This is a genomic window from Micromonospora sp. DT63, from assembly GCF_049841615.1.
Lineage (GTDB): Bacteria > Actinomycetota > Actinomycetes > Mycobacteriales > Micromonosporaceae > Micromonospora.
Genome location: NZ_JBNCKQ010000012.1, coordinates 36,597 through 57,584 on the forward strand (window position 1 = coordinate 36,597; position 20,988 = coordinate 57,584).

Consider the following 20,988-nt stretch of genomic DNA (forward strand, 5'->3'; position numbering starts at 1 on the left):
GCCAAGGGTCTGGCCCCACACGCAGCTCGGGCTACGTGTTGCTGGAGCACGGTGTCGTAGCCAATGCTCGATGCAGGATACGCGGCATCCCACCGCCGACGCGCTTCCTCTCGTCGGCCCGCCGTGATACTCGGTGGCCGTCCGCTATTCGCAGCGCTGCGACGTGCTTGCGTGTCCGATCTGGCTCCAGATCGAGCAAGGTCAGGGGCCGCCATTTCCCGCTTATCGTCGGAAGCTGCTCAATCAGTTCTGAGGTTCATGACCAGCAGAGGCTGTTCCAGAGTGGGCCGAGGCTGGCGCAGCGGTGGCAGCGGCGAACGTTGGGGCTGCTTGGAAGTGCGCCCGGCGGGCCGCGCGCCGGAACGCGCCGAGTACCGCCGGCCCGGCCAGGGTGACGAGGACAGCTGTGGTGATCGCCCGCCCGGTGTCCCAGCCCAGCGAGGTGACGGTGAAGAAGGTCAGATACCGGTGCAGTTGTTCGAGCACCGGCAGGCCGGGCTGGTAGGCGATCGAACTGGTCGGGTCGAGCGAGAACGGCCAGAACGACAGGTTGAGCATGAAGCCGAAGAAGTATCCAGCGACCGCTGCGTAGGCGGCGAGCAGGACGATCTCGGCCCGTCCCCGGACCCGGGGTAGCAGGCCGGCGAACATGCCGACCCAGGCGCAGCCGAACATCTGGTACGGCATCCACGGTCCCACTCCCCCGGTGAGCAGGGCGGAGGCGAACAGCGAGGTGCAGCCGAGCGCGAAGCCGAAGCCCGGCCCGAAGACCCGACCGGCGAGCACGAGGATGAAGAAGACCGTCTCGATGCCCGCCGTGCCGGCGCCGAGTGGCCGCAGGGCCGCGTTGATCGCGGACAGCACACCCAGCATGGCGAGCGCCTTGGCGTCGATCCTGCCGTCGGCGATCTCGGCGAAGATGACGGCGAGGACCAGGAGCAGCAGCACGCCGAACATCAGCGGTGGGGTCTGGGTGGAGCCGAACGTCCCCGGCGCGACGACGAACGGCCACAGGAACGCGACGAAGCCCAGGAACGACGCCATGGTGATCGCGAGCACGGCGCGCAGGGGCACGCGGACCGCGACGTTCAGTGTCGTCATGCGGGCACCGCCGGGTCGTCGAGGGCCGCGGCGACCTGCCCGACCGTCAGGTACGGCAGCGGCGCGAGGATCTTCGCGACCTGCGGGGCGAATGTCGGCGACGCGGTGAGCACGGTCGGGACGGGTCCGTCGGCGACGATCTCGCCGTCGGCCATCACCACGACCCGGTCGGCGGTGGTGGTGGCGAACTCGACGTCGTGGGTGGCCACCACGACGGCGCGTCCCTGCGCGGCGAGGTTGTCGAGGGTACCGGTGGGGCGGTCAGCGGCGGCTCGGCCGCCGCTGACCACTCGCCGGCCGATCTGCCCGCCGCCGTTCCGGCACGGGTGACGAGGTCGAGCGCGGCGACCGTGACGAGGCCGGCACCGCGACAGCGGCCAGAGCCGCCAGTTGCGTCAGCTCACCGGGGCGTCACTCTGGTGAGGACAACCGTGGCATGCGCCTGACCCCGGTCCCCCGGTACGTGCGGGCGCGGCGAGCAGACCCTCCAGGCGAGCCACTCGACGTTGCGTGTCCTTCAACTGCTGGCGAAGCTGCTGCGCCTGAGCCTCACTGGCACCGAGTTGCCGACGGGCGGCGTCGAGCCGCTCGAAGTCGCCCGCTGTCAACACGACCATCGACTGCCCGTTCATCGTCACGACACGGTGCTCGATCTTCCGACGCATCGGGCCCCTTCGGATGGGCGGGCGGTGGGCGTTGCGGCTGCCCGCCGGGATCCGCCCGTGGGCGGATCCCGGCGGACCATCATGCCGGCGGGGACTGGGCGGTGTCGGCCAGGAGTAGGGACAGTTCCCGGACCAGGTCGTCCATCGACTGGCCGCTCTGCGCCTTCACCAGACCCAGAGCGAGATCGGCCAGCAGGTAGAAGCCGAGCGTGCGGGCCTGCTCAGAGCCGAACGCCGACATCAGTTCCTCCGCGCCGGCGAGGTCACCGCGATGCTTGGCGGCGATGACCCCGGCGGCGCGTTGGACGATCTCGGCCGCCTCGGGGGTGTACCCGCTCACGCCGGGTCAGATCTTCGGGGTGGCGGCGCGGGCGGCGTCGAAACGAGCGGTGACGTCGGTCCAGTTGACCAGGTTCCACAGCCGGTCCACATAGTCCGGGCGCACATTGCGGTACTGCAGGTAGTAGGCGTGCTCCCAGGCGTCGAACACCAGGATCGGGGTGGAGCCCTGCCCGACGTTGCCGTGGTGGTCGTAGACCTGCTCCACGATCAACCGTTGGCTCAGCGGCTCCCAGGCCAGGACACCCCAGCCCGAGCCCTGCACGCCCTTGGTCGCCGCCGACAACTGACCGGCGAACCCGTCGAACGAGCCGAAGTGCTCGTCGATCGCCGCCGCCAGCTCACCGTCGGGACGGTCACCCCCATCTGGGGACAGGTTGTTCCAGAAGATCGAGTGCAGCACGTGCCCGGACAGGTTGAACGCGAACGTCTTCTCCAACCCGACAAGCGTCGCGTAGTCGCCCTTGTCGCGGGCCTCGGCGAGCCGGTCGAGCCCGTCGTTGGCGCCCTTGACGTACGCGGCGTGGTGCTTGTCGTGGTGCAACTCCAGGATCTCGCCGGACATGGCGGGCTCGAGTGCGCCGTAGTCGTAGGGCAGGTCGGGCCAGGTTGTACACGGCCATGAATACGTCCTCTCAGTGCTGCCTCAGCTTTGCTGTTGCCATTATCTTGCAACAAGGACGGAAGTCCGGGAACAACCGGACTCCCGGCTCATCCCGCGCCGGGGCGCGCGACCGGGAGATCGGCCCGCCACAGCGGCACCGAGGATCAGCTCACGGCCCGTACGATGGTCGGCAGTGCTGGTTCGTCGCACCGTCTCGGTGCGGCGTCGTAAGAGGGAACCCGGTGCAAGACCGGGACTGCCCCGCAGCGGTGAGTGGGAACGACCGCCGTCATACGCACTGGACGCGTGAGCGTCTGGGAAGCGACGGCCAGTAGGAGACCGGTTCACGCCGATCAGGCCCGCGAGTCCGAAGACCTGCCCGCACCGCGTACGCGCCGCGTGCGCCGCCGTCGGCCTCTCGGGAGGGTCAGGGCGAGGCCCGGTCGTCGTCCCGTGCCCTGCCGTGTCCTTCGAGGTGGTCGGTGGTCGACCTCGAGGGAAGGACACCTGTCCCGTGACCACACCGTTCGGGCTGAGCACCGTGCTCGGCTATCCCCGCATCGGACCGCACCGCGAACTCAAGCACGCCGTCGAGTCCTACTGGGCGGGCCGGATCGATGCCGACACCCTTCAGGACACCGCGGCCGGCCTGCGCGCCGACGTGTGGCGCGCGTTGCGCGACGCCGGACTGGACGCCGTCCCGTCGAACACGTTCTCGTTCTACGACCAGGTGCTGGACACGACCGTCCTGGTCGACGCGATCCCCGACCGCTTCCGCCGCCTCGGTCTCGGCGACCTGGACACCTACTTCGCCATGGCGCGCGGCGCGGGCCGGGAGCCGGCGCTGGAGTTGACGAAGTGGTTCGACACCAACTACCACTACCTGGTGCCGGAGGTCGGCCCAGACACGCCGTTCGCCGCTCGACCCGACAAGGCGGTGCGGGAGTACGCCGAAGCCAAGGCGCTCGGCGTCACCACCCGGTCGGTGCTGGTCGGGCCGGCGACCTACCTGCTGCTGTCCAAGGCCACCGAGGACGCGCCGGAAGGGTTCCGACCCTTCGACCGGCTCGATGATCTCGTCGCCGTTTACGAGGACATCCTCGCTGCCCTGGCCGATGCCGGCGTCGCATGGGTTCAGCTCGACGAGCCCGCGTACGCCGCCGACCGCACCCCGCAGGAGATCGCCGCGCTGCGCGCCGCGTACCGTCGGCTCGGCCTTCTGCAGCATCGCCCACGGTTGTTCGTCGCGTCGTACTTCGGTGATCTCGGCGACGCGTTGCCGGCACTGCTGGGCACGCCGGTCGAGGCGGTCGGCATCGATCTCGTCGCCGGGCCGGGCAACCTGAACCGGCTCGCCGCGGCCGGCCCGCTGCACGGCAAGACGATCGTCGCGGGGCTGATCGACGGACGCAACGTCTGGCGCACCGACCTGCGCTCCGCCGCCGCCACCGGCGCCGCGCTGACCGGCCTGGCCGACCATGTCGCGGTGTCGACGTCCTGCTCCTTGCTGCACGTGCCGGTGGACCTCGCCGCCGAACCTGACCTGGACCAGGACCTGCGTGGGCGGCTCGCGTTCGCCAGGCAGAAGGTCGACGAGGTCGTCGCTCTGGGCCGCGCGCTGCGCGACGGCGTCGGTGCCCTGCCGTCTGCCCCGCCCGCCGTCCCGGCGGCCTGGCGTAACGACGGAGTGCGGGCCCGGCTCGACGCGATGCGCCCCGAGCACCGACGGCGCGGCCCGTACGCGCAGCGGGCCGCCACCCAGCAGGCCCGGCTGAATCTTCCCCCGCTGCCCACCACCACCATCGGATCCTTCCCGCAGACCCCGGAGCTGCGGCAGGCCCGCGCGGCGCACCGGGCCGGCCGGCTCGACGACACCGGCTACGCCGAGCGGATACGCGCCGAGGTCGCCCACGTCATCGCCGTGCAGGAATGACTCGGGCTGGACGTGCTGGTGCACGGCGAGCCGGAACGCAACGACATGGTGCAGTACTTCGGCGAGCAGCTCGACGGGTTCGCCGCCACTGTCAACGGCTGGGTGCAGTCGTACGGCTCCCGGTGCGTACGCCCACCGATCATCTACGGCGACGTCACCCGGACCGGCCCGATGACCGTCGCCTGGTCCACCTACGCGCAATCACTGACGAACCGACCGGTCAAGGGCATGCTCACCGGACCGGTGACGATCCTGGCCTGGTCGTTCGTCCGCACCGACCAACCCCTCGCCGACACCGCCAACCAGGTCGCCCTCGCACTGCGCGACGAGGCCCGCGACCTGGAGGCCGCCGGCATCCGCATCATCCAGGTCGACGAACCCGCCCTACGGGAGACACTGCCACTGCGCCGGGACGAGCAGCGGGCCTACCTGCACTGGGCCGTCGGGGCGTTCCGGCTCGCCACCAGCGGGGTCGCCGACGCCACCCAGATCCATACCCACCTGTGCTACTCCGAGTTCGGCGACGTGCTGCCCGCGATCGATGCCCTCGACGCCGACGTCACCAGCATCGAGGCGTCCCGGTCCAAGATGGAGATCCTCGACGATCTACGCACCACCGGCTACCACCGCGGTGTCGGCCCCGGTGTGTACGACATCCACTCCCCCCGCGTACCGGAACAGGCGGAGGTCACCGACGCGCTCCGCCGCGCCGTCGCCGCCGTGCCCGCCGACCGCCTCTGGGTCAACCCCGACTGCGGCCTGAAGACCCGCGGGTACCCGGAGGTCGAACAAGCCCTGACCCGCCTCGTCGCCGGCGCCGCCGAGATCCGCAGCACGCTCACCTGAACGCATGGTGGGGCGGCGGTGTGCCGCCGCCCCACCATGGCGTGCGGCCACGCGCATCCGATGCCCACGTCGGCCGGGCGGCGTCACCCTGCGCCGACGGAAACCCGCCGGGCGCGGGAGTCCGGACGGCCGGCGAGAATGGCGGTAAGGATCTCCGCGCCGTCGACGACCCTCGGGCCGGGGCGGTTGAAGTAGGCGGGTCCGTCGACCACCCACACCTGCCCCTGACGCACCGCCGGCAGGTCGGCCCACCCGGGTCGCGCGGCCACCACGGACAGCTCGCCGATGGTGCGTTCGGGCGTGAACCCACACGGCCCGAACACCACCACGTCAGGGGCGAGGTCCGCGACCACCGACCAGTGCTGTGGGACGCTGTGCACTCCCGGCCCGAGCAGCAGCGACCGCCCGCCCGCAGCGGTGATCTGCTCCGGCACCCAGTGCCCGCCCGGCATCAACGGGTCGAGCCACTCGACGAACAGCACCGTCGGCGCGCCGGTCAGCGGGCCGGGCAACGCGGCGAGTCGACGCTCGGCGTCCGCCCGGATCTCCGCCGCCCTGCCGGTCGTGCCGGTCAACGCGGCCACGGCGTCGACCGTGTCCAGTATCCCGCCGATGGTCCTCGCCTCCAGCGACACCACCCTGGTATCGAGGTCGATCAGCCGGACCGCGTCGTTGACCCGCGCATAGGAGACCGCGCACACATCGCAGAGGTCCTGGGTCAGAATCAGGTCCGGTCTCAAGCCCTCCAGCAGCGTGACGTCAAGCTGGTACAACGACGAGCCTCGGTGCGCGTCGCCAGCGATCGCCGCCGAGATCTCCCGGCTCGTCAACGCCTCGGGCAGAGACGTTCCCGTCACCACCGGAACACCGGCAAGGCCGCCCGGCGGCCAGTCACACTCGTGCGTGCGGCCGACCAGATGCCCGGTCAGGCCGAGCAAGGCCACGATGTCCGTGGCCGCCGGCAGCAGTGAGAGGATCCGCACACCCGTCTGCCTACCAGGAGTGACCGAGCCACGTCCACTGCGCCGGCCGGCCTCAGGACGACGATCGCGGCGAAGGAGCCGGCCAGCGTCGCGGCGGACAGTCCGAGCACGGCTCAGCCCTCCCCGGCGCCGTCGAGCAACGCCCGCCGTAGCGCCAACCGGTGCTCCCGGCGGATCTCCGCCTCCCGGTACCGCCGCCGGTCCCCGTCGGTCTCCGGTAGCAGCGGCGGCACCGCGCGCGGTTGACCGTCGTCGTCGACAGCGACCATGACCAGATGCGCGGTGGCCACGTCGGTGGGCGGCACCGCACGGTCCCACCGGTCCGCCGTCACCTTCACGGCCACCTCCATCGAGCTGCGTCCCGCCCAGGTGATGCGCGCGTCGACGTGCACGACGTCGCCGACCCGCACCGCGCGCAGGAACGCGGTCTCGTCGATCGCGGCGGTCACCGCCGGGCCGTCGGAGTGCCGGGCGGCGACCACACCGGCCACCGAGTCGATGAGGTTCAGGATCCGGCCGCCGTGCACCGTACCCATCAGGTTCGTGTGGTGCTGATCCATGATCTGCGACAGGGTCAGGTGCGACGCCGACGGCGCTCGGCCGGCGATCATGCTGGTGTCGTGCACAGCGGTAGTCCGTCCCTCGGGAAACCACACCGCCGGATCACGGGCACACGCTGACGAGGACGCGACCGCGCTGAGACGCCGCACGTCACCCGGCAAGTCCACCCGCGAGACCGACGGCAGCGCACACGGTCGTGTGCGCAGCGCCGGCAGGTCTTCGGACTCGCGGGCGCGACCGGCTGCGCCGGTCCCCTACTGGCCGTCGCTTCCCAGGCCGCTGGCCCAGTGCTGATGACGGCGGTCGTTCCCACTCACCGCTGCGGGGCAGCCCCGGATTCCCACCGGGTTCCCTCTTACGCCGCCCAGCCGGATACGGCCAGGCGAACCAGCGCCACCAGCCAGCCTAGTTGATCGAAGGCGGGGAGCACGGCGCAGGTTTCGCCCGCCCTACGGGAGGCGACACAGCCTTTCACATCTGCGACACAGGACCGGAACCACAGCGAATCCAACTTTTGCTATGTGAGGAAAAAGATCGCGACCCCTTGCGCAAAGTCTCGGCACGGCGAGGATATTCAGATGCGTCGTCTCCCTCGGACTCCTGCTCAGGTGGCCTCGGGCCTGCTCGCACTCGCTCTCGCCTCGGCGGTCACCCTGCTCGCGTCCGTTCAACCGGCCGCCGCTCATGGGACTCTCGCCATGTCCACCCCGGCGGCCGGTGCCACCGTGAAAGCGCCGTTGACCTCGGTGCAGCTGTACTTCACCGAGAAGGTCGCCGCCAACGCGCACTTCACCATCACCGCGCCGGGTGGCAGCCGGGTCGACAACGGTTGGACCTACGGGGAGCCGAAGACGCTGAACCAGCCGGTGCGCGAGTACTCCCTGGTCAACGGGCAGTTCGAGCCGCGCGAGTACACGACGGGGTTCCCCGCGGTGATCGCCCTCGCGCATCTGCCCGCAGCGGGTCAGTACTCGGTGAGCTATCTGTCGGTCGCCTCGGACGGTGACCCGGTCCGCGGCACGATGACCTTCCGCTACAGCGGGCGGGCGACGGCCGCGCCCCAGGGGTGGCAACCGCCGACGAACCAGCCCGACCCGGCGCTGCTGGCCGCCATCGAGCAGCACCGGGCGCCCGGGCAAGCATCTGCGGTACCGACCACAGCGGCCGAGTCTGCGACCGCCCCGGCGGCGGCTCCACCGGTGGCGTCGAGCGACGACGGCCCCACGGCGATGGTCTGGGTCGGCTGGGCGGCGGCGGCCGTGGCAGCGCTGGGTGCATTGGTCGTTTGGCGTCGTCGCTCGACCAGCAGGGCGAGGCCCACCGGCCGAAGCCGTACCTCGCCGGCGACCTCCGCCCGACGCCGCCCCGGTGGCCGATCCGGAGCCAAGCCCGCCGCCGGGAAGACCGGCGCGGCCAGAGGCGCCAGTGCGCCCACTGCCGGCGGCAAGCGGCGGCGCCCCAACGCCGTACCGGCGGCCCGCAAGGGCAACGCGCCCGCCGTGGCCCGCACGGGCGGCGCGGCGGACATGGCCCTGACGCGCACCGCCGTCGATGTGGTTTCGCCGGATCGGGAGGCAACGGTCCCGGCCAGTGCCGACGACGACTCCCCGGCCGCCCTTGCCCCCTCGGCGGCAGCCTCCGACGTGGACGCTATCGCGCCCGCACCGGGATCCCGGCTGGGCAACACCCACCTGGCGCTTCTCGTCGGTGGGCTGGTGCTGGCGCTGCTGGCCGGATTCGGGCTGGCCCGTATCGGCGCGACCGATCAGCGCCCGGCCACCAGCGACGCCCGGCAGCCCGCCGGCGGGTCGCCGGCCTCGGGGCCGGCGGTGTCCGCCGGTGATGGGCACCAACACGCGCCGGGGATCGGACCCCACACCCATCCGGGTGACGGCTCGACCGGCGAGACCCTGGCCACCGGGACGACGGTCAGCGCCAACGGGTACACCCTGCAACCGCTGGAGCGGTCCCAGCCGGCCGGTGTACGCGCCGACTACCGGTTCCGCATCGTCGGCACCGACCGCCAACCGGCGACCCGCTTCGCCGTCGTCCACGACAAGCCATTGCACATGATCGTGGTTGGCCGCGACCTGACCGGCTATCAGCACCTGCATCCGACGATGTCGCCCGACGGCACCTGGAGTGTTCCCCTGACGCTGGCCCGACCCGGCGGCTACCGCGTCTACGCCGACTTCTCCGTCACCGCGACCGATGGCAGGCAGATACCCCTCGTGCTGGGCGTCGACCACACCGTGCCCGGCGCGCACACCCCCGTTGCGCTGCCGGCGGCGCAGACTCAGGCGACCGCCGGACCGTACGCGGTGTCGATGAACGGCACCCCGGTGACGGGCGTGACGGTGCCGATGCAGTTCCAGGTCAAGAACGCCGGCACGACAACGCCGGCGCAGCTCGAACGGTACCTGGGCGCGTACGGGCATCTGGTCGTCGTCCGCGAGGGCGACCTGGGCTACGTGCACGTCCACCCCGAACAGGAACTTGTCGACGGGGCGGTCCAGTTCTGGCTGACCGCACCGAGTCCCGGCCGGTACCGGGCCTTCTTCGACTTCCAGGTAGGCGGGAAGGTGCACACCGCCGACTACACGATCAACCTGCCCTGAGCGGACGATTGGAAATCCGACCCGCGAGCCGGGAACTGGTTGCGCCCGTCGGCCGACTCAATCTCGACGAGCATGGCGCGCGGGCAGACGCGCCCAGCGCTCGTTGATCCGCTGACGGATCTTGTCCGTACCGGTTGCCGTAGGCTCATCCGGGACCTACGACAACCCGTCGTCAACCTGATGGGTCGTGGTCGGGACGCCCGGCAGAACCGGACACGGAGGTACCAGGTGACCGATGACGACGCGGAGATCACCGCCTGGGCTCTCGCAGCGGGCCGGGGCGACCAGGACTCGGCCACCCGCTTCATCCGCGCGACCCAGCAGTACGTGTGGCGCTTCGTGGCCAACCTGATCAGCCCGTTGGAGGCCGACGACCTGACCCAGGAGACGTATCTGCGGGCGATGCGCTCATTGCCGTCGTTCGCCGCGCGCTCGTCGGCAAAGACCTGGCTTCTCGGGATCGCCCGCCGCGTCACGGTGGATCACGTACGCGCGGCGACGAGACGTCCACGCACCACCCAACTGGCGGACTGGCACGACGCCGCGGACACGCGGGGCGGTGCCTTCGACAGCGCGATCGTGCTCAACGATCTGCTGTTCTCGTTGGCGCCGGACCGACGCGAAGCGTTCGTGGCGACCCAGATCCTCGGCCTGTCGTACGCCGAGACCGCCGAGGTGTGCGGGTGCCCGGTCGGCACCATCCGCTCGCGGGTGGCTCGGGCTCGCGAGGATCTGGTTGCCGCGCTCAACGCGAGCCCGCAGCCGGCGCGGCGACAGCACGGCACGTCCGCCGGCTGACGACGGCCAGCGCGACAACGCCACACCGCCGATTGTCCCGGGAACCAGCGCCCCCTCTCGACCGACTACCGGTACATGGGGTGTGAGCAGTGGCGGGAGATCCTGTCGGCACAGTTTGACGGCGAGGAGACTCCCGCCGAGCAGGCCGGAGCCGACGCACACCTTGCCGAGTGCGCGACCTGCCGGCGGTGGTACGACCGGGCAGCCGCGGTGACCCGACGAGCCCGCCTGACGCTCGCCGCGCCCGGACCCGATCTCACCCACGTCATCCTGGCCACGCTCCCCGCGCCTCGACGCCTGCGAGACCGCCTCGTGCTCACCCTGCGCGCAGGGCTTGCCCTCATCGGTGCTCTTCAACTGGTGCTGGGGCTGGTGCAGATCGGTCGTGGCCCGTCCGACGCTCACGTCCACGATGCCGCCGGCACCCTGGCCTCCGGGCACCTGTGGCACGAGGCCGCGGCCTGGAACATCGCCGTCGGTGCGGGTTTCCTCTTCGTGGCGGTCCGGCGGACACCTCCCACCGGGCTGTTGCCGACCCTGAGTGCCTTCGTTGGCACGCTGTTGCTGCTCTCGGTCAATGACCTGATGACCGGCCGGGTCGAGCCTCCCCGCCTGGTCAGCCACGGCTTCCTGCTCGCCGGGTACCTGATCGTCGTCGCGTTGTCGCGGACCAGGCGGCGACTCGACGGGCCGCCGACGCAGGGCCGCGCCGACCGCCCCGCCTGGCGCCTGGCAGCCGGCGACGAGCTCCAGGCCACGCGGCCCAGACTGCGCCCGGCACCACCCCACCCGGGCACGGCACGCACCCGCTCGGCGGCCTGACCCGCGGAACACCGCGCTGCGGTCGCCACCCCGGCCGCGTGACCGCAATGACCCGCCAGCTCAGAACTTTCGCGCTGCGGCGACCGACCAACGAAGCAGCAAGCAACCATCGGAGGAAGACTTCATGCCCACCATCCGCACTGTCGGAGCGCGTCGGCGCTCGGCCGTTGTCCTCGCCACCGCCGCCGCGTTCGTCGCGGTCGGTGCCGCCGGCTGCGGCTCGTCCGACGCGTCGTCGACCGCGCCGCCGAATCCGTCCGCGTCGGCCAGTGCCGCCGCTGGTGTGGTCACGATTCGCGACCCGTGGGTGAAGGCGGCCGACAAGGGGATGACCGCGGCCTTCGGGACCCTGGTCAACGACAGCGACACGGATGTCACCGTCACCGGTGCCACGACGTCGGTGTCCCCCATGGAGTTGCACGAGATGGCCATGAAGGACGGCAAGATGGTCATGCAGGCCAAGCAGGGTGGCATCGTGATCAAGGCCAAGAGCACGCACCCGCTGGAGCCCGGCGGCGACCACCTGATGCTGATGGACGTCAAGCAGCCCGTACGGGCAGGTGACGAGCTGACCTTCACCCTCACCTTCGCCGACGGCAAGACCCAGCAGTTCACCGCCGTGGCCAAGCCGTTCACCGGCGCCCAGGAGACCTACGCCCCCGGCAATGGCGAGCCCATGCCCGGCATGAGCGCCACGCCGGAGATGAGCACGAGCCCGGCATCGTGACCGACACGCCAACCGCCCGGCCGGTGAGCAGGCGCGGCCTGCTCACCGGCGGGGCCCTGGCCGCCGGAGGCGCGCTGGCCGGTGGCGCGGCGGTCGCCGCGACCCGCACCGACGGGACCGGACGACCGCAGGCCGCCGCCGATACGACGCCGGTGGCGAGCGTCGGCGGCCTGGTCGAACCCTTTTACGGTGTACGGCAGGCCGGGGTGGCCACCGAACCGCAGGCCCACGCCTCTTTCGTGGCGCTCACGCTGCGACCCGGCACGGACCGGGCCGCGCTGGGTCGGTGGCTGCGGCTACTCACCGACGACGCGGCCCGGCTCACCCAGGGCCGACCGGCCCTGGCCGACACCGAGGCAGAACTCGGGCTGCTGCCCGCGCGGCTGACCGTGACCTTCGGCTTCGGGCCCGGTCTCTACCGTGCCGCCGGCGTCGACGACCGCCGGCCGCCGTCGGTCGCCGACCTGCCGTCGTTCCGCATCGACCGACTCCAGCCGGCCTGGTCCGGCGGTGACCTGCTGTTGCAGATCTGCGCGGACGACGCGATCACCGTGGCCCACGCCCAACGGGTTCTGATCAAGGACAGCCGGCCGTTCGCCACCGTGCGGTGGGTGCAGCAGGGCTTCCGGCGCAGCCCCGGCGTCGAGCCGGGTGGCCACACCCAGCGGAATCTGTTCGGCCAGCTCGACGGCACGGCCAACCCACGGCCTGGGGTGCCGATGGACTCCGCCGTCTTCGTGGCCGACGGACCGGCCTGGCTGCGCGACAGCACCACAGTGGTACTGCGACGGATCAGCATGAACCTGGAGACCTGGGATCTGCTCGGCCGCACCGATCGCGAACTCGCCGTGGGCCGGCGGCTCGACACCGGCGCTCCCCTGACGGGCACGGCGGAACACGACGAGCCCGACTTCGCCGCCACCGGCCCGGACGGCCTCACCGTCATCCCCGACTTCTCCCACATGACCCGCGCCCACGTCACGGACGACCGGTTCAAGATCCTGCGCCGGCCCTACAACTACGACGGGGTGCCGACCGTGGAGGGTCACGCCGACAGTGGGCTGATCTTCACGTCCTTCCAGGCCGACATCGCCCGGCAGTACCTGCCCATCCAGCGCCGCCTGGCCGAGCGGGACCTGCTCAACGAGTGGACCACTCCGATCGGGTCCGCCGTCTTCGCCATCCCGCCCGGTTGCCAACCGGGCGGGTGGGTCGGTGAGCAGGTACTCGGATGAACCTTGCCAACCGGAGTTCCGTCGTGACCGTACCGTCGTCCCGGCCCACCGCCGTCCGGCTCGGCGCGGCGGTGCTCGCCGTTGTCGTGGCGCTGCTCGTCCCGGCCAGCCCGGCTTGGGCGCACAACACGCTGCGGTCGGCGGCACCGGTCCAGGAGTCGACCCTGACCAGCTCCCCGACCGAGATCGTGCTCGAATTCGTCGAACGGCTCGATCCGACGTTCACCACCATCGTGCTCACCGACGCCGCCAAGCGGAAGGTCCCCACCGGCGACCCGGTGGTCGGTGGGGCGAAGGGGTCGGTCCAGGTGAGCGAGGCGCTGCCCAACGGCACCTACACCGTCGCCTACCGGGTCGTCTCCACCGACGGCCACCCGGTCCAGGGGTCGTACCCGTTCACGGTGGCCGACCCCAACTCCAGCGCCGCGCCGATCGTCAGCACGACGACCGGCACGCCGTCCGCCGCCGCGTCGGCGCGGGACGACGGTGGCCCTGGTGCCGGCGTGCTCGTCGCCGGCGGCGCGCTGGCCATCGTCGTCGTGGTGGTTGGTGGGCTGCTCTGGCGGCGCAAGGCCCGTCGCTGACCAGACCGCCCTCCCGCGGTCGCGTCACCTCACCACTTCACAGGTCAAGGTCAACACGTGTCCGACACAGATTCCCGGCAGCTCGCCGCCGACGATCCTGGTAACACCCAGACCACCGTCCCGGCGCCAGCGGGGCCCCCGGCGACGTCCACCGCCCGGCCCCGGTTCACCGCATCTACCGAGTTCGGCTGGTTGACCATTGTCGCTGCCGTCGCCGCGGGAGTCGCCCTGCTGCTGCTCGGCCTGCGGGTCGGAGGTGCCCTCGCCGCGGCGATCCCGGGCCTGCCCGACGCGGGACCGGCCACGACCCAGGCGCTACCGGTGGTCCGGCTCCTCTGCGACGGCCTCGCCACCGTCACCGTCGGCATGCTGGTGACCGCCGCTTTCCTGCTGCCCGGCGACGGCCGGACCGTTTCGCCGCACGGCTACCTGCTGCTGCGGCGAGCGAGCGTTTCTGCGCTCGGCTGGGCGGTGGTGGCGCTGGCGCTGATGGTGCTGACCGTCTCGGACCTGCTCGGCCAGCCGCTGGAGACGCTCAAGCCCGCGACGGTCGTCAGCTTCGCCACCACCATCTCGCAGGGGCAGTCGCTCCTGCTGCAGGCGGGGCTGGCGTTGACCGTGGCGCTGCTGGCCCGCGTCGGGGTGTCCCGAGGGCTTGCCGCCGCCGCCACGATCCTGGCCCTGGTCGCGGTGCTGCCACCGGCCTTCACCGGCCACTCCGCCGGGGCCGGTAACCACCAGATCGCGGTCACCAGCCTGGCCCTGCACGTTCTCGCCGCCGCGACCTGGGTCGGTGGGCTCGTCGCCCTGCTGATGGTGCGGCGCAGCCGCCTGCTGGCCGACGCCGCCGCTCGGTACAGCCGCCTCGCCCTGGGCTGCTTCGTCGCCGTGGCGGTCAGTGGGCTGGCCAACGCCGCCGTCCGCCTCGGCGCTGTCGACCAGCTCTGGCAGTCCCGCTATGGCTGGCTGGTCCTCGGCAAGCTCGTCGCCCTGCTGATCCTCGGCGCGCTCGGTGCGGCCCACCGCTTGCGTACCCTGCCGGCACTGCGTGCCGGGCGGCCCGGTGCGTTCGGCCGGCTGGCCGCCGGGGAGTTGGTCGTCTTCGCCGCCACCGTGGGGTTGGCCGTGGCGCTGTCGCGCAGCCCCACCCCCATTCCCGACTCCGGCATCGACGCCGACCCGATCACCGAACTGCTCGGCTTCCCGATGCCCGCCGCACCCACTGCGGGCAACCTGCTCGGGCAACCGCTGCCGGACATGTTCTTCCTGACCCTCTGCGCCCTCGGCATCGGCGGGTACCTGGCCGGCGTGCGTCGGATGCGCGTCGCAGGGCACCGCTGGCCTGTCGCCCGAACGGCGAGCTGGGTGGGCGGGATGCTGGTGCTCGCCGCGACCACCAACCTGGGCGTCGCCCGCTACGCGTACGTGTTGTTCAGCGCCCACATGGCCCAGCACATGGTGCTGTCGATGCTGGTGCCGATCCTGCTGGTCGGCGGCGCACCTGTCACCCTGGCCCTGCGCGCCCTGCGCCGACCAACCGACCCGCAGGTACGCGGCGCCCGGGAGTGGCTGCTGATCGCGGTGCACAGCCGCGTCACGAAACTGCTCACGCACCCGCTCGTCGCGCTCGGCATCTACACGGCCAGCCTGTTCGGTCTGTACCTCAGTGACCTGCTCGGGGTGCTGATGCGCTCCCACCTCGGCCACCTGGCGATGCTCACCCACTTCGTGGTCGCCGGCTACCTGCTGTTCTGGGTGCTCGTCGGTGTCGACCCAGGCCGCCGACGCCTTCCCCACCCGCTACTGGTGATCATCCACCTGGCGTCCATGATGGCGCACGGCTTCTTCGGCCTGGTCCTCATGCAGACCACCACCGTCATCGCCCCCGACTGGTACACCGCCGTGCACCCCACCTGGGCGTCGTCGCTGCTGGCGGACCAGAAGCTCGGCGCCGGCATCGCCTGGGCGTTCGGCGAGCTTCCCGCCGTCGTTGTCATGATCGTTCTGATTCGGCAGTGGATTCGCGCTGACCAGCGTGAACAGGCCCGCCTGGACCGGGCAGCCGACCGGGCGGAAGCCACCGGCGAGGAGGACGACCTCGCCCGCTACAACGCGTTCCTCGCCGCGGCGGGGCGTGCGGAGTCCGACCCACGCAGCACGTCCGGGCCCGACCGGCACTGACCCCCGGCAGCCATCCTCGTACGCCACATTCCCGGGAACCGCCGGGGCCATCTGGCCGACTACCTCACTGGGCCGGAGCTGACGCGACGAACCACCGGGCGACCATGCCAGCAGGAGGAACACCCCCTGGGTGCTTCTCGCTAATTCCGATCGGATGACTATGTCTCTCACCGAGTTGTCCGGCGCACCGACGCCGGAACCCACCACAGCGGCCGACACACCGGCCCGACCGGCCCGGCGCACGTCCCCGTTCGGCGCGTTGCTACTCCGGCTGCACTTCTACGCCGGCATCCTCGTCGCACCGTTCCTGGTGGTCGCCGCACTCACGGGGCTGGCCTACACCACCACCCCACAACTGGACGCCATCCTCTACGGCGACCAACTGACCGTCGCCCAGGTGGGTGATCGTCCGCTGCCGCTGGCCGACCAGATCGGCGCCGCGCGCAACGCGCACCCCGACGGCGGCATCGCCACCGTGCAGCCCGGCGACGGCGACCAGAGCACCCGGGTCACGTTCTCCCTGCCGGAACTCGGCGAGAAGCAGCACACCGTCTACGTCGATCCGTACACCGCGCAGGTCAAGGGCCAACTGACCACCTGGTTCGGCTCCACACCGGCCACCACCTGGCTGGACGACCTGCACCGCAACCTGCACCTGGGCGTGGTGGGCCGGCACTACTCCGAACTCGCCGCGAGTTGGCTCTGGGTCATCGTGCTCGGCGGGGTCATCCTGTGGTGGCGCCGGCGCAGCGCCAACCGGGCCACCGCCCGACACCTGCTCGTGCCGGACCTGTCCGCCGGCAAGGGCGTCCGTCGCACCCGGGGTTGGCACGCCACCACCGGCATCTGGCTCACCGTCGGCCTGCTCTTCCTCTCCGCCACCGGGCTGACCTGGTCCCGCCACGCCGGAGCGAACTTCGGAGCCGGCCTCGACGCGCTCAGTGCACGCGCCCCGGAGATGTCCACCAGCCTCACCGCCGATCCCGCCGCCCCCGCCGAGACCGGCGGCGGCCACGAGCACGGCGCAAGCGGAGCAGGCGGTCTCGTCGTGTCGGCAACCTTCGACCAGGTCTCGACAGCCGCCCGCGCCGCCGGTCTCTCCGGCCCGGTCGAGATCGCCCCGGCGGCGGAGCCGGGCTCGGCCTGGACCGTCACGCAGGTCGACAACACCTGGTCCGTCGCCAAGGACCGCGTCGCCGTCGACCCCGCCACCGGTACGATCACCGCCCGCAGCGACTTCGCCGACTGGCCTCTGCTGGCGCAACTGAGCGCCCTCGGCATCCAGGCCCACATGGGTATCCTGTTCGGCCCGATCAACCAGATCCTGCTCGCCGCCCTCGCCCTCGGGCTGCTCTGCGTCATCGTCTGGGGCTACCGGATGTGGTGGCAGCGCCGACCCACCCGCGCCGACCGCCGCGCCTTCGCCGGCACCCCACCGGCCCGCGGTGGCGTACGCGGTCTGCCGTTGTGGGTCCTGCTGGTCGGCGTGCCGGTGATCGCGGCGATCGGTTGGGCGCTGCCGCTGTTCGGACTCACCCTGCTGGCGTTCCTCGTCATCGACGCCGTGGTGGGCGTCGTGTCGCGACGGCGGCGTCCCGCCGCCGTCCCCACCTCCCCCGCGCCAGCCGGCAGCTGACGCACTGACAGGTTCGACCGATCGCTTTCGTCGCAGGTGCGCCGACCGGCTGACCAACACCCGGACCCGCACTGTCTGACCAGACTCAGGCAGGGTTGCCGAAGCCGACATCGCGACGGTACGGCCGGCTCGCAGCCATGGCGGGCCGGCCGCACCTGTCTTGTCGGCCGTGCCGAACCAACGCGAAAGCAGCAGTGCGGGGCCTGCTCCGCCATAACTCGCCGGGCAGATAGCCGATCTGACGGTGCAGTGCGGCCTTGTCCTTGCGCGGGTCGAGCCCCCACCACAGTCGCATGTCCAAGCCTGCGACGCAGGAAGTCCAGCAGCAGCCGGATCGTGGTGGTCTTCCCAGCGCCGTTCGGTCCCAGGGGCGAGCAGGTTCTCGCAAGGTGCGGCGGCGGTAGATGATGAGGAGCGGGCCGCAGCGCGGTGTCGAACGCGTCCTGGTTGTCGACAAGGAGGGCGACGTCTCCGGTCACCGCGTACGGCACCGGCCAGAGCCCTGCAAGGCCGACTGCGCCCGGTCGCGGATCGACACGACGGCGTCACCGAGCACAGCACCGGCCTCACCGCCGCGCGGTGGTGTTCGCAAGGTCAGCCGAATGGCGGATCGTATCCGACCGGGACGGCAGGGTGCGGCGGCCGTGGGCTGGGCGTAACGGTGCCGTCCGCACGGGCGGTAGTCAGCGGCACCGACCGCATGAAGCGGTAGCCGACACCGAGCACGCTGGCAAAGACAATCACCGCGGTGTACGACCAGCCGTCGGCGGCGCCGGTCAGGTCACCGAACCGGTTGGCCAGGAACCCGACGAAGGTCGCCATCCCGAGCCCGGTCACCACGGCCACCGCCCGCAGGTCGGCCGTTACCACCGCGAAGCCGCCGGCGGCGATGGCCATGATGAACGCCCGTCCCGGCAGTTCGGCCGCTGGGAACGCCGCCGCGGCCAGCAGAGCTGCGGCGATCATCAACGCCCATCCCCCGGCGACACTGACGCCGGTCGGTGTCCGTGCACAGGTTGCCGGGGTCGATGGTCCCGGATCGGCAGTCACCACGCGCCTCCTGCGACGTCGAGGGCTCGCCTCTCGAACCCTCGACGCCCATACCAACCCCGATCCGCTGCCCACCATCGACGAATTCACGCAGCCGCGACGGCCACGGCCCGCTTTTTGACGCGGCCATAACGGCGACCGCGCTGACGGGAGGCCAGGTGCGGGCCGAGGAGGCCGCTGCCGGGTGATTCCTGCGGGATCGGCTCGGTGGCCTCCACGGCGTAGTTAGGGTCCATTCGGTCGGGACCTGATTCCTGTCACCAGGTCGGCGGGTGTCGTTCGTCCGGGTGCCCGAGTCGTCGATCACGTGCAGTGCGGATACCAGGTCGCCGCAGGTGTACGTGCAGTACGGGTGGAGGGGACTCGGGTGCCTGATGTTTCGGCGGCCGGGACGGGCGCGGGTGGTCGTGAGGTTGTCCGCGCCACGCTCGTCGTCGCGGCTCTCGGCATCGTGTTCGGCGACATCGGCACCAGCCCGATCTACACGATGCAGACCGTCTTCAACCCGGCCGACCCGCACCCGGTTCCGGTCAGCCGGGACAACGTGTTCGGTGTCGTCTCGCTGATCTTCTGGTCGGTCATGCTGATCGTCACGCTGACCTATGTCACTCTCGCGATGCGGTTGAGCAACGAGGGTGAGGGCGGCATCATGGCGCTGATCACCCTGTTGCGTCGCCGCAGTACGGGCAGCGCGGGGCGCGTCGGGGCGGCACTCGCGACGGCCGGAGTCTTCGGCGCGGCGCTGTTCTTCGGCGACAGCGTGATCACACCCGCGATTTCCGTACTGTCCGCGGTGGAAGGGCTCAAAGTCCTTCAGCCGTCGACGGCGAGTCTGGTCGTACCCATCACGGTGGTGATCATCGTGCTGCTGTTCACGCTGCAGCGCCGAGGCACCGCCGCCGTGGGGCGTCTGTTCGGACCGGTCATGATCGCGTGGTTCGTGGCCATCGGTCTGTGCGGAGCGACCGGCATCGCCCGGCAGCCGGAGATCCTCGCCGCCCTGTCGCCCACCTACGCGGTCGGCTTCCTCGCCGGGCACTTCCGCATCGCCTTCTTCGCCCTGGCCGCTGTCGTGCTCGCCGTCACCGGCGCCGAGGCCCTCTACGCGGACATGGGGCACTTCGGCCGGCGGGTCATCACCCGTGGCTGGCTGTCCCTGGTACTCCCCGCCTGCACAGTCAGCTACTTCGGGCAGGGCGCTCTGATCCTCGCCAACCCGGCGAGTGTGGGAAGTCCCTTCTTCCTGCTCGCACCAGGCTGGGCGCGGCTACCGCTGGTCGTGCTGGCGACCGCGGCCACGGTCATCGCCTCCCAGGCAGTGATCACCGGCGCGTTCTCCGTCGCCGCGCAGGCCGCCCGGCTCGGCTACCTGCCACGCCTGCGCATCGCCCACACCTCCGCATCGACCATCGGCCAGATCTACGTGCCGGCGATCAACTGGCTGCTGCTGATCGCTGTCCTCACCCTGGTGGTCGCCTTCGGCAGCTCGACAGCTCTGGCGTACGCCTTCGGGATGGCCGTCATCACCACCATCACGATCACGACCGTGCTGTTCTTCTACCTCGCCCGCGCCCGCTGGCACACGCCGCTGTGGTTGATCGCGCCGGGCGCCGTCGTCCTCCTGACCGTCGACGTGCTGTTCCTGTCGGCGAATCTCACCAAGCTCGTGCACGGGGCGTGGTTGCCGCTGCTCATCGGAGTGGCAGCCTTCACCGTGATGAGCACCTGGCAGCGGGGCCGCGAGATCGTGGCCCGCAAGCGCCGGCACCTCGAAGGGCCCCTGCGTGCCTTCATCGACGACCTGCACAGCGGCCGGCTCCCGCACACCCGGGTGTCCGGCACGTCGATCTTCCTCAGCCGCGGCAAGGACACGACGCCGCTGGCGATGCGGGCGAACGTGCGGCACAACCACGTGCTGCACCGCCACGTCGTCATCATGTCGGTGCAGACCGTGCCCGTGCCGCAGGTGTCCACGGCGCACCGCGTCGAGGTCGACGACCTGGGCTACGCCGAGGACGGCATCATCCACGTCACCGCCCGCTTCGGTTACCTGCAGACCCCGGACGTGCCGGAGGCCCTGCGACTGCTCGGGACAGGCCAGACGGAAGGCCCCGCCCAGGTGGACGAGGCCTCCTATTTCCTCTCGCCGGTCGACGTGGTGGCCGGGCCCACGCCGACGATGGCGCGCTGGCGTAAGCGGCTGTTCGTCGCCACCTCTCACGCCGCCAGCGATGCGACCGGCCACTTCGCGCTGCCCCCGGACCGCACCGTCACGATCGGCTCCCAGATCGAGGTCTGAAGACCC

The 20,988-nt window shown here is 71.2% G+C and carries 15 protein-coding genes, 2 pseudogenes and 2 riboswitches; of the genes and pseudogenes, 10 read left to right on the top strand and 7 right to left on the bottom strand.

What is annotated here, in order from left to right:
- Nucleotides 1-243: 243 nt before the first annotated feature.
- From ACLQ27_RS30235 to ACLQ27_RS30250, 4 genes and pseudogenes are all read right to left on the bottom strand, one after another.
- A complete protein-coding gene (locus ACLQ27_RS30235; RefSeq protein WP_425869920.1) occupies nucleotides 244-1,101 on the bottom strand; it encodes an ECF transporter S component in 858 nt (285 codons plus the stop codon).
- Nucleotides 1,098-1,364, bottom strand: a pseudogene (locus tag ACLQ27_RS30240) (cobalt ABC transporter ATP-binding protein); the annotation flags it as partial. The gene ACLQ27_RS30235 and the pseudogene ACLQ27_RS30240, both read right to left, overlap by 4 nt.
- Before the next feature lie 481 nt (nucleotides 1,365-1,845).
- On the bottom strand, nucleotides 1,846-2,106 hold the full coding sequence (locus ACLQ27_RS30245; RefSeq protein ID WP_355099069.1) for a superoxide dismutase: 261 nt from the start codon (nucleotides 2,104-2,106) through the stop codon (nucleotides 1,846-1,848).
- Nucleotides 2,107-2,112: 6 nt separating this feature from the next.
- Nucleotides 2,113-2,670 carry a superoxide dismutase gene (locus ACLQ27_RS30250; protein WP_425869922.1) on the bottom strand — a complete coding sequence of 186 codons (558 nt, stop codon included), beginning with the start codon at nucleotides 2,668-2,670 and terminating at the stop codon, nucleotides 2,113-2,115.
- Between the two features lie 219 nt (nucleotides 2,671-2,889).
- Nucleotides 2,890-3,106: riboswitch (cobalamin riboswitch) on the top strand.
- 144 nt (nucleotides 3,107-3,250) lie between these two features.
- Between ACLQ27_RS30250 and metE the strand changes: the two are divergent.
- Nucleotides 3,251-5,488: pseudogene (gene metE, locus ACLQ27_RS30255) on the top strand (5-methyltetrahydropteroyltriglutamate--homocysteine S-methyltransferase).
- An 83-nt stretch (nucleotides 5,489-5,571) separates the two neighbouring features.
- On the opposite strand, the gene ACLQ27_RS30260 reads toward metE, so the two are convergent.
- Both ACLQ27_RS30260 and ACLQ27_RS30265 read right to left on the bottom strand, forming a co-directional pair.
- The gene (locus ACLQ27_RS30260) at nucleotides 5,572-6,471 is read right to left on the bottom strand and encodes an ABC transporter substrate-binding protein (protein WP_425869924.1); all 900 of its coding nucleotides are present in this window, start codon (nucleotides 6,469-6,471) and stop codon (nucleotides 5,572-5,574) included.
- 113 nt (nucleotides 6,472-6,584) lie between these two features.
- Nucleotides 6,585-7,082 carry an acyl-CoA thioesterase gene (locus ACLQ27_RS30265; protein WP_425870005.1) on the bottom strand — a complete coding sequence of 166 codons (498 nt, stop codon included), beginning with the start codon at nucleotides 7,080-7,082 and terminating at the stop codon, nucleotides 6,585-6,587.
- 143 nt (nucleotides 7,083-7,225) lie between these two features.
- Nucleotides 7,226-7,439, bottom strand: a riboswitch (cobalamin riboswitch).
- A gap of 171 nt (nucleotides 7,440-7,610) precedes the next feature.
- On the opposite strand from ACLQ27_RS30265, the gene ACLQ27_RS30270 reads away from it, so the two are divergent.
- The 8 genes from ACLQ27_RS30270 to ACLQ27_RS30305 all read left to right on the top strand — a co-directional run bounded on the left by ACLQ27_RS30270 (nucleotide 7,611) and on the right by ACLQ27_RS30305 (nucleotide 17,633).
- Complete coding sequence (locus tag ACLQ27_RS30270; protein WP_425869926.1) at nucleotides 7,611-9,650, top strand: copper resistance protein CopC; 2,040 nt, start codon at nucleotides 7,611-7,613, stop codon at nucleotides 9,648-9,650.
- 180 nt (nucleotides 9,651-9,830) lie between these two features.
- Complete coding sequence (locus ACLQ27_RS30275) at nucleotides 9,831-10,448, top strand: sigma-70 family RNA polymerase sigma factor (RefSeq protein WP_425869928.1); 618 nt, start codon at nucleotides 9,831-9,833, stop codon at nucleotides 10,446-10,448.
- A 75-nt stretch (nucleotides 10,449-10,523) separates the two neighbouring features.
- Nucleotides 10,524-11,270 (top strand): zf-HC2 domain-containing protein, encoded by a 747-nt coding sequence (locus ACLQ27_RS30280; RefSeq protein WP_425869930.1) that lies wholly within the window; start codon nucleotides 10,524-10,526, stop codon nucleotides 11,268-11,270.
- A 124-nt stretch (nucleotides 11,271-11,394) separates the two neighbouring features.
- Nucleotides 11,395-11,997 (top strand): copper chaperone PCu(A)C, encoded by a 603-nt coding sequence (locus ACLQ27_RS30285; RefSeq protein ID WP_425869932.1) that lies wholly within the window; start codon nucleotides 11,395-11,397, stop codon nucleotides 11,995-11,997.
- 23 nt (nucleotides 11,998-12,020) lie between these two features.
- Nucleotides 12,021-13,232: a Dyp-type peroxidase gene (locus tag ACLQ27_RS30290; protein ID WP_425870007.1), complete on the top strand. Its 1,212-nt coding sequence runs from the start codon at nucleotides 12,021-12,023 to the stop codon at nucleotides 13,230-13,232.
- Nucleotides 13,229-13,816 (top strand): copper resistance CopC family protein, encoded by a 588-nt coding sequence (locus tag ACLQ27_RS30295; RefSeq protein ID WP_425869934.1) that lies wholly within the window; start codon nucleotides 13,229-13,231, stop codon nucleotides 13,814-13,816. Before ACLQ27_RS30290 ends, ACLQ27_RS30295 begins: the two co-directional genes overlap by 4 nt.
- 192 nt (nucleotides 13,817-14,008) lie before the next feature.
- Entirely contained in the window at nucleotides 14,009-15,997 is a 1,989-nt protein-coding gene (locus ACLQ27_RS30300; protein WP_425870008.1) for a cytochrome c oxidase assembly protein, read from the top strand.
- Nucleotides 15,998-16,157: 160 nt separating this feature from the next.
- A complete protein-coding gene (locus tag ACLQ27_RS30305) occupies nucleotides 16,158-17,633 on the top strand; it encodes a PepSY-associated TM helix domain-containing protein (protein ID WP_425870010.1) in 1,476 nt (491 codons plus the stop codon).
- A 594-nt stretch (nucleotides 17,634-18,227) separates the two neighbouring features.
- Here the strand turns inward: ACLQ27_RS30305 and ACLQ27_RS30310 are convergent.
- Nucleotides 18,228-18,599: a hypothetical protein gene (locus tag ACLQ27_RS30310; protein ID WP_357489423.1), complete on the bottom strand. Its 372-nt coding sequence runs from the start codon at nucleotides 18,597-18,599 to the stop codon at nucleotides 18,228-18,230.
- Nucleotides 18,600-19,050: 451 nt separating this feature from the next.
- Between ACLQ27_RS30310 and ACLQ27_RS30315 the strand changes: the two genes are divergently transcribed.
- Entirely contained in the window at nucleotides 19,051-20,982 is a 1,932-nt protein-coding gene (locus ACLQ27_RS30315; RefSeq protein WP_357489421.1) for a potassium transporter Kup, read from the top strand.
- Nucleotides 20,983-20,988: the final 6 nt, after the last annotated feature.